The organism is Spirosoma pomorum (assembly GCF_054776615.1).
Genome location: NZ_BAAHBP010000037.1, coordinates 234,163 through 247,708 on the forward strand (window position 1 = coordinate 234,163; position 13,546 = coordinate 247,708).

A 13,546-nucleotide genomic window follows, 5' to 3' on the forward strand; every position below is an offset into this window, starting at 1 on the left:
CGTATTTTTGCTAACCCTTCGTGGTCAATCCTGAACTAATGAGACATTTTTGCTGGCTTATTCTAGCTTTCTCTTCCTTTTCGACTTTTGCTCAACAAGCTTCAAATGCCGTTCAGCGGGCTCAGCAACGAGCTTATACAATTGCAACGCTTCCCCAGCCGGGTGAGTTGCTGACTCTGCCCCTGGCCATCGGGCAGGCCGTGGAAAAAAATTACCAAATAAAAATTAATCAATCGCAGGAGCAGATCGCCCGTAATAATTACACGAAGGGAAACGCAGGTTATTTGCCTTCGATTACGGCAAACGGAACGTCGAACGGAACGCTGCAAAACTTCCGGCAAACGTATCTGGACGGTCTGCGGCCTCCGCAGGAAGCACGGGGGGTTTTTAACCGGACAACAAACCTGGGCGCAACCATCAACTACGTTGTTTACAACGGGTATGCCCGCTCGGCCCTGTACCAACAGCTGCAACAGTTGGTCAAGATCAGTTCGGTGAATACGCGCGCTAACATTGAGGCTACGGTGGCAAACGTAGCAACGAGCTATTACGATGTGATTCGGCAGTTACAGCGGCTAATTGCATTCAGTCAGGCGCTCGACGTATCGCGTGAGCGACTTGAACTGGCAAGAGCAAACTACGAAGTGGGAACCCGGTCGAAGGTGGATTTTCTGAGCGCCCAAGTTGATTACAATACCGATAGTGCCGCGTTACTCTCGCAGGAACAACTGCTTCGTAACGCCAAAATTCAGCTCAATACGTTCCTGATCCGAGATCCGTCCACTGAGTTTTCAGTCCGAGATACCATTCTGGTACGGGCTAATTTACAGATTGCTCCGTTACAGGAATCGCTGGTGACTAACAACCCACTGCTATCCGCGGCTGTATTGAATCGGTCGCTGGCTGATGCTAACGTGCGCGTGGCTACGGCTGCCCAGCTGCCTCTGGTTACGGCAAACGCGGGTTACAACTACCAGCTCATTGATAACCAGGGCGGCTTCGGTATTCGTACGGGCCGTCAGGGGGGACTGACCTATAGTGTAGCGGCCTCTATTCCTATCTTCAACGGCTATAATCTGCGTCGGCAGATTCAGAACGCACGGGTCAATACAATCATTGCCAAAGATCAGGAGAATGATCAGCGATTGCAGTTAGAACTGGCCCTGGCGCAAACCTACCAGAGTTACCAGAATAGTCTGAAGCTTCTCAACCTGGAAGTGCTGAACAATCAGCTGGCGGTGCAGAACGTTGATATTGCGTATGACCGTTACCGGATCGGTAACTCGACATTCGTGGAATTTCGCGATGTGCAACGTAACGCCATCAACGCGCAAACCCGCCTGATTGATGCGGAATTTAACGCTAAAGCGGCTGAAATTGAATTATTTCGGCTCAGCAGCACCATTACGCAGGAGTTGGGTAACGGATAAATCGTACCGATAAATCTTTCTTGCTGCTATGGCTGTCCCCCCCGTTAAGCCTTTTGATTGGGAACGTATTCTGATCGATCAGTTTCCCTGGTTGTATCTAGGGGAAGTGGCCCTTCGTACGCTCTTCATGTTCCTTATCCTGCTGACGGCGTTAACCGTTTCGGGGAAGCGGGAGGTGCGTCAGCTATCGATCTACGAACTGGTACTGGTCATCGGACTGGGTTCGGCCGCGGGCGATCCGATGTTTTACGATGACGTGCCACTTAGCTCGGCCGTAGTGGTGTTCATCGTCATGATGGTATGCTACAAATTAGCCACCCGTATTAGTGATCACAGCAAAGTCATTCGGAAAAAAGTCGAAGGGAAAGCGGTTTACGTAGTAGAGCAGGGGCGGATTCTGATTCGAAATTTCAGCAACGAGGATATCAGTCAGGGAGAACTGTTTTCTGACTTACGGGTGGCTGGCATCGAACAGCTTGGTCAGGTGCGAATCGCTATATTGGAAGCAAACGGGCAACTAAGCCTGTTCACATTCAAGGATGAGGACGTCAAACCGGGACTTCCCATTCTCCCAAGAGCATTGATGGATTCTTTCAACGATATTGACGAAGCGGGGGAATACGCCTGCTGCACCTGCGGAAACGTGCAGTCGTTTACGCATCCCGTTCCCGGGCCACTTTGCGACAACTGCCGGCAAAACGGATGGACCAAAGCTGTATCGTGACGTATCAGGACACGGCTTTTTTTGCCGCTGGGCTCTTGACAACTTGCTTAACCTGATCGTTTAGAAATTTCAGTAAGAGCTTCTCCACGCTGTCCAGTCCATGTGGGCTCGTCTGCCGAAAGCGACTTTGCTGATTGATATAGGCGTTCAGATCTTCGCATTCGTAGGATTCCAGCACTTGCGGATGAACGTAATGCTTGCGACAGACAGTCCTGGTATTCCCCAGTTGGTGAGATACTTCATCCAGCACCGTATTAACGTTCTTCTTGCGTTCCTTTTCCGACTCACAGGGGCCTAATTCGATCAGCAAACGTAACGCGTTGACCGTACCCGCCCAGGTTCGAAAATCCTTAGCCGAAAAGTCATCTCCCATCGTTTCCTGCAAATACTCGTTCACCATGCTTGAATCGATTGCATGTCGATCACCGTTATCGTCGTAGTATTGGAACAACTCTTTGCCAGGAATATCGCGGCACGCTTTGACCAGTCTGGAAAGTCGGCGATCCTGCAACGTAATGTCGTGGTAAATACCTTTTTTACCCTTGAAAATAAAGCGGACCGTACTTCCCTGCGTTTTGACGTGACGATTTTTGAGGGTCGTTAAGCCATAGGAACCGTACTCTTTCTCGTAAGCGGCATTACCCACGCGGATCAGCGTCTGTTCCATTACGCTGAGCGCCAAGGCGGTTACTTTCTGCTGAGTTAACTCACGGCCGTTGAGGTCTTTGTGTAGCCGGGCGCGTAGATTGGGTAACGCCTTCCCGAAAGCCGCCATTCGGAAGAATTTAGTCTCGCTGCGTAATTTGTTCCAATTGGCGTGGTATCGATACTGCTTTCGTTTTTTCGTGTCGATGCCCGTTGCCTGCAAATGGCCGTTAGTCTTGGCGCTGATCCAGACGTTTTCCCAGGCGGGTGGTAGCGCCATGCTGTGAATACGTTTCAGCGTGGCTTCGTCATCGACGCGACTGCCGGTTGCGTCTAAGTAGCTGAACGTGTCGCCCGTGCGTTTCCGGCGGATGCCGGGCATTGTGTCGTTCGTGTAAATAAGTCGGGCCGCCCGAGCAGCTTTGATCGGATCATGGGCCAGTTCCAGTAAGTTCACGTTCATTATGCGTTGAGTGAATGGGTAACCGGAATGACAGCTGATAGGTTATAATCAATCGGAGAAGAATGCATTACCGACGCTGGGCCGCTTTCCCGAAAAACCACAGTGAGAGTGCATTGGCGTAATGGTAAAAATCTGTTGGATGCATCAGCCCGTCAAAAGCTTGCGCCTTCGTTGCCAGCCCCATCATCATGGCAGCCAGCACGACCCAAAGACCCCGTTTATTCCGTTGTAACAGCGAAAAAACGGCCAGGAGCATCAGCACCAGAATACCCATTGACGGTACGACAGGCGTAAAGACTCTAACCTCGGGCAGCATCAGACTGATAAACAGAAACACACCAAAGATGATCGTCGAAATAAACGTAATGAGGGATAACGTACGCTGATTCAGTAACGCATGAACGGCCGTTACGACGCAGACAACACCAAGGCTGTCGGACAGCACGACCATAGACCGATGTAGAGGCTCCAGCGATTCATTACCTGTGTAGTGAATGACACCGATAAGAGCCGCCAGCGAGTTCGTCAGCAGAAAAAATCCCCAGAGAAGTTGATTGAACAAGGAAATCCGGCTGAAAAAATGCCAGAATACACCAATTCCGGCCCCGGCTAAAATTGAACCAGATAGAATGTGTGAAAAAATCATCACGTAATTTACGAAGATTCGGCTACTTTTGCCCAACTTATTAAGGGTATTAGTCAACAGAATGGTCGAAAATTGCCGTTTTTGTTTCGCCACAAAACAGCCTGAATCCATTCCGCTGACTGCTCGTATAATTATCAAATTGCCAACGATTTACAAACTGACATGTCTGTTTTAGTTAACAAAGACTCCAAAGTTATCGTCCAGGGCTTTACCGGCTCGGAGGGCAGTTTCCACGCCCAGCAAATGATCGAATACGGCACCAACGTTGTCGGCGGAGTAACGCCCGGCAAAGGTGGCCAGACGCACCTCGACCGGCCAGTGTTCAACACTGTTCAGGAAGCCGTTGACAAGGCGGGAGCTAACGTATCCATCATTTTCGTGCCACCGGCTTTTGCTGCCGACGCCATTATGGAATCTGCTGATGCAGGCATTGGGGTGATTATCTGTATCACCGAAGGTATTCCTACGGAGGATATGGTTGCCGTCAAAAATTACATTGCCGACAAAGAGGTTCGCCTGATTGGACCGAACTGCCCCGGTGTAATGACGGCTGAAGAATGTAAAGTAGGTATCATGCCTGGTTTCATCTTCAAAAAAGGCACCATCGGTATTGTTTCTAAATCCGGAACCTTGACTTATGAGGCTGTAGATCAGTTGACTAAGGCTGGTCTGGGTCAGAGTACCGCTATTGGTATTGGTGGGGATCCAATTATTGGTACCACGACCAAACAGGCAGTTGAGTTGCTGATGAACGACCCCGATACCGAAGCCATCGTGATGATTGGCGAAATTGGTGGCGGCATGGAAGCTGAAGCAGCTCGCTGGATCAAAGCTGATGGTAACCGTAAACCTGTTGTTGGCTTTATCGCTGGTCAGACCGCGCCAAAAGGCCGTCGGATGGGGCACGCGGGTGCTATCGTAGGCGGAGCTGATGATACCGCTGCGGCTAAAATGGAGATCATGCGGGAGTGCGGAATTCACGTTGTTGAATCGCCTGCGCTGATCGGTGATACCATGCTCAAAGCGCTGGGGAAAAATTAAAGAGTGAAAGAGCGAATGAGTGAAAGAGCGTTGCTGAGACGAAGAGCCGGAGTACGTATAGTAAATGACACAAAGTCAACGCTATTGCAACTGGTTGTTCGCTTATCAGTACCACTCTTTCGCTCTTTCATTCTTTCGCTCTTTCTTTTTGTTTTTTCCGCTTCCGCTCAGCAGGAGCGTAAGACAAACGGCGTTGGTCCCGAAGGACGCTATTACCCCGTTCATAATTTTCAGGAAGATTTCCTGGTGTATGACGAAGGAGCACAGACGTACGTGCCTTACATTACTGAGCAACACACCGATGAAACCGCTCTGAGTGCATACGTCGATCTGGAAAGTAACCGACACTATAGCCTGCTGATATCGACCAAGCAGGACGGGTACCTGTTCATCAATGCTGCGCTGAAGCGTAAACTGGTGGCTGGTCAGTGGCAGGTGCTGAGCATCGACAGTCTTTACCAGCTATACCGATCCGCCAACCGACGTAATGGACTGGGCGTGCGCCCCGAAATTTTTCTGACGCTCTACGGAGCTGCGGGTATAAAGGATAAACAACTCTTTATTGCCTATCCCAAATCAGCTACTCAGAAAACAGTCGTTCTGCGTGATGATAACCTGAGTGTCCGGCCTCGTCCGTCTACCACGTACGATAGCTTTTTGAGCGCGGGGTTATTATTTCTGTTAGCTACGCACGCTTTTCTGTATGCCTTTTATCGACGAGCTTTCCAGCGGTTCTACAGTATACGTGATTTACTATCATTACGGGCGCAGGAAGAATCGTTCCTGATTAACCGCCCTCTGAGTGGTACGAATATTCTGTTCACCCTGAACTTTGGGTTTGTTATCGCTTATCTGGCGTTGTTTGTGCAGCACCAGGGCGTTGATATTCTATCATCGCAACTCGTGCTGCCTGGCCAACCAAGGTTCTGGTGGTTAAGCAGCGAGTTTATAGGGCTGGGGCTGGGAGCCTTTCTGGTTATGATGGGGAAATACGTAGCGCTGGAAGTTGTTGGCGGGCTTTACAAACTCCACGAGACGGTTGCTACTCACTTCTTTAAAGTCCTACAGTCCTCACTGATTTTCTTTACGTTTCTGACCTTACTGCTGGCCGTCATTGCTTATAACACGCCGGCGACAACGTGGTCTCAAAACGTATTGCTGTTGCCTTTGATTGGCTTCTATCTGCTTCGATTAACCCTCCTGTATTTGGTTATCCGGGTAATGGAACCTATCAAGAATCTTTATTTATTTTCGTACCTTTGCATCGTAGAATTGATCCCGCTTATCATCGGCCTACGCTATGTGCTGTGATGAGTCGATTTGGTAAGCCCCTGAACCCTTGAGCAGTTTCCTGTCAGGAATTACTTTGCTGTTGGATTCTGTGACTACCGATCAAGATTAGTTCTTGAAATGAGTAGAGATTCAATGAACGAGACCCACATGCAATCGATCGAGGACCGGCAAACGAAAGTAAGCCGGCTATTAGTGACTCAATCCCGACCTGTCGACGAAAAATCCCCTTACTTCGATTTAGTTAGCAAGTACAATCTACACATTGACTTCCGACCGTTTATTGAGATACAGGGTGTTTCCTTCAAAGATTTCCGTAAGCAGAAAATCAATATTCTAGCCCACACGGCTATTATCTTCACCAGTCGGAACGCCATTGATCATTTCTTCCGGATTTGCCAGGAAGGCCGGATCGAAGTGCCGACGGATATGAAGTACTTCTGTATCTCCGAACAAACGGCCAATTATCTACAGAAATACATCGTTATCCGGAAACGTAAAATTTTCAACGGTAACAAGACGGCGACGGAGCTATTCGATCTGATTAAGAAGCACAAGACCGAGAAGTTTTTGTTTCCCTGTTCCAACATCCGGAGCAACGATATTCCGGAGTTTATGGATACGAGTAGCCTGCACCTGACGGAAGCAGTTATGTACGAAACCCTGCCCACTGATCTGTCGGATCTGGATATACAATCGTACGATATTATTGCATTCTTTAGTCCATCGGGCGTTACGTCGCTGTTTCACAATTTTCCGGAATACAAACAGAACGGTACACGTATGGCGGCTTTTGGCCCAACAACGGCTAAAGCCATCGTTGAAGCTGGTCTGATGCTGGACATTGAAGCGCCATTACCCAACGCTCCGTCTATGACCGGTGCGTTGGATTTATACATCAAAAAGGCTAACAATCAGTAGTTGATTGAGCACCCTGAAAGGCTGAATGCCAGGAAAGAGATTTACACTCAATTCTGGCATTCAGCCTTTGTTTTAGGCCAATATTTTTGCCGCTGTGCGCGTTTAGTTGTAAACTGCAACCATTACAGGAAAAGCTGATCCGTTTAGGAATACCTATTTTCTGTGGGCGATGCCTGTTATCATTGCTTAGTCTAATATGATTCGCACATTTTACGTATTTGCTTTAATGGTACTGGTAACTGGCGTTCGAACTGCCTTGGCGCAGGTAGAAGATCCTCAGTTGAGCATGTACATGTACAATCCAGTGTACTATAATCCAGCCGCTGCCGGGTCGGAGGGAGTATCGCGGTTGCAGCTTGTGCAGCGGACGCAGTATGCGGGTTACACACCGACAGTAACCAGCGATGGCGGAGCGCAGAGCACGCAACTGGTGTCCTTCAATATGCCTTTGGCTGGCATCAAAAGTGGAATTGGTTTGTACGCATTCAATGATCGGATTGGCCCTATCACAAACCAGACTGTTCAGGCTTCCTACGCGTATCGGATGGCGCTCAAGAGCGGTACGCTGGCGTTGGGTGTTCAGGCTGGTTTCTATAGTAAAGGATATGATTACGGCCAACTGAGACCTGGCGAGCCGTCTGATCCGCTTATTCCTACGGGACAAATCAGTCAGGCGCGTCCTGATTTTGGGGCGGGCGTTTACTACAATACAACTGATTACTGGATTGGCGTCAGTATGAAACACATTAATCAGGCAAGTTACGTACTAGGCACTGATCGGTCTGTCAACCCGCTTACCCGGAATGCGTTTCTGACGGCTGGCTACCGGCTGGGAGTCGGTTATGACATAGACGTACAGCCGTCCGTATTGATACAATATAGTACAATAGGGGGCGTAACCAATTCAAACGTATCGGTCAATCTGACCGGAACGTACCAAAACAGAATCTGGGCGGGCGTCGGATATCGCTGGCAGGATGCGCTGACGGCGACAGCAGGTATCAATTTATTACGTGACAATTCACTCCGTCTCGGCGGGGCGTTTGACTTTGTGGTGGGGGGGACAAAGATTAAGAGCGCAACGTCGTATGAGATACTACTGGCATACGCCTTCCCGGCCCTTGACTCTCGTAAAAAGCCAATTGTACGCACGCCACGTTTCCGGTATTAATCGCGTAGCAGCGCTGGATTTCGATCTAAATGTGGTTCAAGGCCCTGTTTTGGCAATATTCTTGTTAGGCAGTGTGCTGACAGAGCCTTATTTTTGGCCAGATAACGCAGAAAAAGGAGCAACTAGTGGCGCCAAAAACTAAGTAAAAGCCACAATACAATAGAAATTTTGTTTGTAGTAGCGGGAACATACAATAACCAAACAGATTTTCGTTTTTAGTCTGGTTTCGCACAAGAAGAAGGTAAAATAGCCTATAATGATGAAGTATAACTGGTTTACAATCAATGCAACCCGTGGAGTGATGGTCGCGGCAGTGGTTCTGCTTATGCAGGGGTGCGGATTTGTGAAGTCAAAATTTGGCGGTGGCGGTAAAGGCGGTGAAGTAGGCATGACAAATGGGGAAATTACGGCTACGGGTCGTAAAGGATGGAAACAGCCAACTCCCTATGGTATGGTTCTGGTCCCTTCGGGCTCGTTCATCATGGGCCAAGCTGACGAAGACATCGCTGCCACTCAGATCAACATGAACCGGCAGGTGACGATCAGTTCGTTCTACATGGACGATACGGAGATATCAAACCATGAATACCGGCAGTATGTCAATGCCCTGCTAGCGGATTCGGTTTCGACGCTTGGTGAAGAAGAAATTATGGCGAAGTATTATCCTGACACAACCGTCTGGAAAAATGACTTCACTTATCACAATGGCGATCCTATGCTGGAGCACTATTATGGACACCCAGCTTTTGATACGTATCCAGTAGTCGGCGTGAGCTGGATTGCTGCTAAGCATTTCTGTCAGTGGCGTACCAATTCGTTAAATGACTATCGGACGCAGGAGGGTGGTTACCGCTCCTTCGGTTTCCGACTACCGTCAGAAGCTGAATGGGAATGGGCTGCCCGTGGTGGTAAAAATGGCGCAAAATACCCTTGGGGTAACCCATACGTAGCCAACGGAAAAGGTTGCTACCTGGCTAACTTTAAACCACAGCGTGGTAACTTCGATGCCGATGGCTATCCGTACACAGCACCGGGTAACGCTTACAGCCCGAACGATTACGGTCTTTACAACATGGCTGGTAACGTAGCGGAATGGTGCCGTGATGCATATTCAGACAACGCCAATGCTATTGTCTGGGACATGAACCCTGACAACCAAAATGCTGATGAACCACGTAAAGTTGTTCGTGGAGGTTCCTGGAAAGATATTGCTTATTACCTCGAAACAGGTACGCGTTACTACGAAGACGAAAATCAAAAGCGTTCGTATATCGGATTCCGTTGTGTAATGGACAACCTAGAGGGTCGTGCCGCTTCGGGCCGCGGAGGTCGTTCGGCTAGCAGCAAAGCCAAAGGCAGCAAGAAAGCCGCTAAAGAGAAAAAAGTTTAATTTATTTACGTTGCTATACTGGACGTTGGTCAGCCTTCGCATATGTCTGGCGTCCAGTATTTTTTGTTAACCCTTTTCAGTTCCCTGTTCCATCCAACAATCGCTAATCATGGCAGCCGCAAAGTCCACGAATTTTTTTTGGGATCGTTTAGTACCAACCATTTATAGTGCCGGGGCCGCCGTCGTCGTATTGGGGGCAATGGCTAAAATTCAACATATCAATTCGTTAGGCTGGTTGCTTACTGCCGGTCTGATTACTGAAGCCGTTATTTTCGGACTTTACGCTATTCAAAGTTTTATTTTCCCAGCTTCGTCATCGTCGGAAGCATATGCCTGGGAGCGTGTTTATCCAGAATTAGCTGATGACTACAAAGGTGAAGCTCGTAAACCAGCGCCACAGACGAATGGCCTGACTGGTAACATGGATCAGATGCTGGCACAGGCAAAAGTTACGCCTGATGTTTTCGAAAGACTGGGTTCGGGTTTCCGCAACCTGAATGACACTGTATCGAAACTAACCGATCTAACAGACGCTACGGTAGCAACAAACGATTACGCCCGCAACGTAAAATCAGCATCATCGTCGATCAGCGAGATGAACAAGTCGTATGGCACCGCCATTACTGCGATGAACTCGATGGCCGATGCAACAACGGAAGCAAAAGATTATCGTGATCAATTCCAGAAAGTAACCAAGAACATGGGCGCTCTAAACGCCGTCTATGAACTGGAGCTACAGGATACGAACAAACACCTGAAAGCCATGAACGCTTTCTACGGTAACCTGACGTCGGCGATGGAGAACATGGCCGATGCTAGCCGCGATGCGCAGCAGTTTAAAAACGAAATGGCCAAGCTGACAGGTAACCTGGCGTCGTTGAACACCGTATACGGTAGCATGCTAACAGCCATGCGTGGCACCGTCACGAAATAAACAGGCAATAGACACTATTCAGTCGCAGTGAGAAGTGCTGCGACTGAACATCACTATCCTGTAAGAAGATCTAACCTCACATTTTTACATAGCACCACCATAGTTTATGGCAGGCACAAAAGAGTCACCCCGTCAGAAGATGATCGGGATGATGTATCTGGTATTGACCGCTCTGCTAGCGTTGCAGGTCACCTCCGCTATTCTGGAAAAATTCGTCCTATTAAATAACAGCCTGGAGCAGTCGACTGGGGCCGCTAACCGGGTAAACCAGGCAACGCTCGACAACATTCGGGCAACGGTTGAGAAATCGGGGAACCGGGCTAATGACTTAGCTATTGTTCAACAGGCAACGGAAGTACGTAATCAGACGTCGAAACTAATCGGGGATATTGACGCCCTTAAAGATCGGATCATTGCCGAAGCTGGTGGTGGCGTTGACGAAGCTGGCGTGATTCGCAACATGAGCGAGGAAGAAAAAGTCGCTCAGATCATGATCGGTGGTAACCGGAATGGCGAAGCTTACGCTTTGAAAACGAAACTGGATAATTATACCAACGGAGTGGCGAAATATACAAATGCTAAGTATGCGTCGCTGGCGCTTGATGGTAAAGACGATCCCGTTACGAACCGATCTCCAGACCAACGGTTAAAAGATTTCAGTGAATTAAACTTCGCGCAGACGCCAGTTCCGGCTGCATTAGCTGTACTAAGCCAGCGTCAAACAGACGTTCGCCGGATTGAAGGTGAAGTACTTGACGCCTTGGCCAGCAAAGTGGGGGCACAGGATGTTAAGTTTGACAAAATTCTAGCCATGCTCAGCATGGACTCGAAGGTGATTGTCGCGGGCACCAAGTTTAAAGGTGAAATGTTCCTGGCAGCTTCTTCGTCCGGAATTCAGCCCCGAATGAGCTTGAACGGTGGCCCAGTGCGTGTACAGGACGGACAGGGTCTTATCGAATTCACCGCACAGGGTGGTTCATACGACAAAAATGGTTTGTCGAAACGTACGCTGAATGGTTCGATCTCGTACATGCAGCCAAACGGCGAAAACAAAACCGTTACGTTCAACCGGGAGTATTTCGTTGCTAAACCATCATACGAAATCGAGTCGGGCTCATTCCCTCCATTATATCTGGGTTGCGCAAACAAGCTAAGCGTTCAAAGCCCACAGTTAGGCGCACTTTGGAATCCAAGCTTCTCAGCAGATGGAGCTTCGGTTATTCAGTCGGGAGAGAAAGGAAAGATTACTATCGTACCAAGTTCAAACCGCGTAACGCTTAATGTAAGCAATGCTGGTAGTCTGCTAGGAAAGAATGATTTCCGTGTGAACAAAGTACCTCGTCCAACACTAGAGGTGTATGCAGGTGGTTCCAAAGTGGATGAGCGTCGGGGAATGTCTGTATCAGCGGTGCGTAGCATACGTGTTAACGCACTACCAGATGAAAGTTTTCGTAACTATTCACCGGATGACGCCAACTTCCGTGTCTCAGGAATTACCGTGTCACTGGCCCGCGGAAGCCGCCGTGTAGGTAGTCCTGTGTCGTTAGGCTCAGGTGGCGGTTCGTTAGGTTCATTAGCTGCGGAAGCACAACCTGGCGATCGTTACGTAGTTGAAGTAGAAGGTGTTCAACGCCGTAACTTTCAGGGGAATATCAGCGATGTCCCTATGGGACGACCAACGTTTATTATCCCGCTTAACTAGTTGGCTTTTAGCATCGAAAACGAGATTTTCATTTTCGATGCTAAGACACTAAACCGTGCGATAAGTCGTTGTACAGACACAGTTAAACACAAAGAAATAACATGATACAGTTTAGAACGGCAGCTATCGCAACTGTGATGTTGGCAGTGGCCGGAGGAGCAATAGCTCAGGAAAAAGCGAGCACTGGCAAGAATTCGCTGTCTGTTCGTGCCGTCGATGAGAATGACATCATGATGAAGAAGACCCTTTGGCGTCGGATTGACCTGAAGGAGAAACAAAATCAGTCGATGTTTTCGAAAAATAATGAGATTACTAAGTATCTGATTGAAGCTGTAAAGTCAGGACTCATTGACGCTTATGCTAACGACTCAGTTACGACTAAGTTAGCTCCTGAGAAGTTTCATGAGCGACTGTTGGTTCCGAATGCGGGTGGAGGCTTATCAGCTGAAGAAATCGCAGCGGGTTTTGGTAACGAAGCCGCTGGTAGCACAACTGGCGATGGCTGGGGAGATGCCAAAAAACCTGCCGCTAAAAAAGCAGCTGATGATGGCTGGGGAGCGCCTGCAGCTAAGAAAGCACAGCCTGCTGATGACGGTTGGGGAGCGCCTGCTCCTAAAAAGAAAACTGTAGCGAAGAACGCCAAAGGTAAAAAAGGTGCTAAAACAGCTCCCGTTATCGAAGAAGCTCCAAAAGTAGATACGGTTGCTAAAGCTCCGGCGTTTCAGGGTGACGAATATTTCGCTAAGGAGTTTAACATCCTTGAAATAAAAGAAGACTGGATTTTTGACCGTAAACGCTCGCGCCTGTATTACGATATTCAGACGGTAACAATTTACTTGCCTTCTGACAAGAATACGGCCGGCGTCGAAACGCCCTTGGCGACGTTTAAATACAAAGATCTGGATCAACTATTCCGTAGCGATCCGAAGAAATTTATCTGGTATAACCCACAAAATCAGGCTCAGCACAAAAACCTGGCAGATGCTTTTGATCTCCGTTTGTTCTACGGCCGGATTACGAAAGTGGCTAACCCTGGTGATACGGACTTAGTTGGTATGTATGGTGATCGTGAAGGTCTGCTGAAATCATACCAAACGGAGTACGAACTGATGGAAACCGAGCATAGCCTCTGGGAATACTAAGACTAAGTGCTTAAAACAAAAGGGCAACTATCTACAGATAGTTGCCC

The 13,546-nt window shown here is 48.6% G+C and carries 12 protein-coding genes; 10 read left to right on the plus strand and 2 right to left on the minus strand.

What is annotated here, in order from left to right; genetic code table 11:
- Window positions 1-38 precede the first annotated feature (38 nt).
- Together ACYVAD_RS22105 and ACYVAD_RS22110 are read left to right on the plus strand one after the other, a co-directional pair.
- A complete protein-coding gene (locus ACYVAD_RS22105) occupies window positions 39-1,430 on the plus strand; it encodes a TolC family protein (protein ID WP_461141719.1) in 1,392 nt (463 codons plus the stop codon).
- 28 nt (window positions 1,431-1,458) lie between these two features.
- Entirely contained in the window at window positions 1,459-2,154 is a 696-nt protein-coding gene (locus ACYVAD_RS22110) for a DUF421 domain-containing protein (RefSeq protein WP_461141720.1), read from the plus strand.
- A 4-nt stretch (window positions 2,155-2,158) separates the two neighbouring features.
- Here the strand turns inward: ACYVAD_RS22110 and ACYVAD_RS22115 are convergent, their stop codons facing one another.
- Window positions 2,159-3,256 (minus strand): DNA topoisomerase IB, encoded by a 1,098-nt coding sequence (locus ACYVAD_RS22115; protein ID WP_461141960.1) that lies wholly within the window; start codon window positions 3,254-3,256, stop codon window positions 2,159-2,161.
- Between the two features lie 73 nt (window positions 3,257-3,329).
- Window positions 3,330-3,908 carry a DUF6962 family protein gene (locus ACYVAD_RS22120; protein ID WP_461141721.1) on the minus strand — a complete coding sequence of 193 codons (579 nt, stop codon included), beginning with the start codon at window positions 3,906-3,908 and terminating at the stop codon, window positions 3,330-3,332.
- A gap of 162 nt (window positions 3,909-4,070) precedes the next feature.
- Between ACYVAD_RS22120 and sucD the strand changes: the two genes are divergently transcribed.
- From sucD to porN, 8 genes are all read left to right on the plus strand, one after another.
- Window positions 4,071-4,949: a succinate--CoA ligase subunit alpha gene (gene sucD / locus ACYVAD_RS22125; protein ID WP_461141722.1), complete on the plus strand. Its 879-nt coding sequence runs from the start codon at window positions 4,071-4,073 to the stop codon at window positions 4,947-4,949.
- 84 nt (window positions 4,950-5,033) lie between these two features.
- Window positions 5,034-6,260, plus strand: coding sequence for a DUF4271 domain-containing protein (locus ACYVAD_RS22130; RefSeq protein WP_461141723.1), 1,227 nt, complete (start codon window positions 5,034-5,036; stop codon window positions 6,258-6,260).
- A 114-nt stretch (window positions 6,261-6,374) separates the two neighbouring features.
- The gene (locus tag ACYVAD_RS22135) at window positions 6,375-7,160 is read left to right on the plus strand and encodes a uroporphyrinogen-III synthase (protein WP_461141724.1); all 786 of its coding nucleotides are present in this window, start codon (window positions 6,375-6,377) and stop codon (window positions 7,158-7,160) included.
- A gap of 196 nt (window positions 7,161-7,356) precedes the next feature.
- A complete protein-coding gene (locus ACYVAD_RS22140; RefSeq protein ID WP_461141725.1) occupies window positions 7,357-8,331 on the plus strand; it encodes a PorP/SprF family type IX secretion system membrane protein in 975 nt (324 codons plus the stop codon).
- Between the two features lie 256 nt (window positions 8,332-8,587).
- Window positions 8,588-9,721 carry a T9SS ring complex lipoprotein PorK/GldK gene (gene porK / locus ACYVAD_RS22145; RefSeq protein ID WP_461141726.1) on the plus strand — a complete coding sequence of 378 codons (1,134 nt, stop codon included), beginning with the start codon at window positions 8,588-8,590 and terminating at the stop codon, window positions 9,719-9,721.
- A gap of 109 nt (window positions 9,722-9,830) precedes the next feature.
- A complete protein-coding gene (gene porL, locus ACYVAD_RS22150) occupies window positions 9,831-10,655 on the plus strand; it encodes a type IX secretion system motor protein PorL/GldL (RefSeq protein ID WP_461141727.1) in 825 nt (274 codons plus the stop codon).
- 106 nt (window positions 10,656-10,761) lie between these two features.
- Complete coding sequence (gene porM, locus ACYVAD_RS22155; RefSeq protein ID WP_461141728.1) at window positions 10,762-12,357, plus strand: type IX secretion system motor protein PorM/GldM; 1,596 nt, start codon at window positions 10,762-10,764, stop codon at window positions 12,355-12,357.
- Window positions 12,358-12,458: 101 nt separating this feature from the next.
- Window positions 12,459-13,499, plus strand: a complete 1,041-nt coding sequence (gene porN, locus ACYVAD_RS22160; RefSeq protein WP_461141729.1) for a type IX secretion system ring subunit PorN/GldN — start codon at window positions 12,459-12,461, stop codon at window positions 13,497-13,499.
- The last annotated feature ends 47 nt before the right edge of the window (window positions 13,500-13,546 follow it).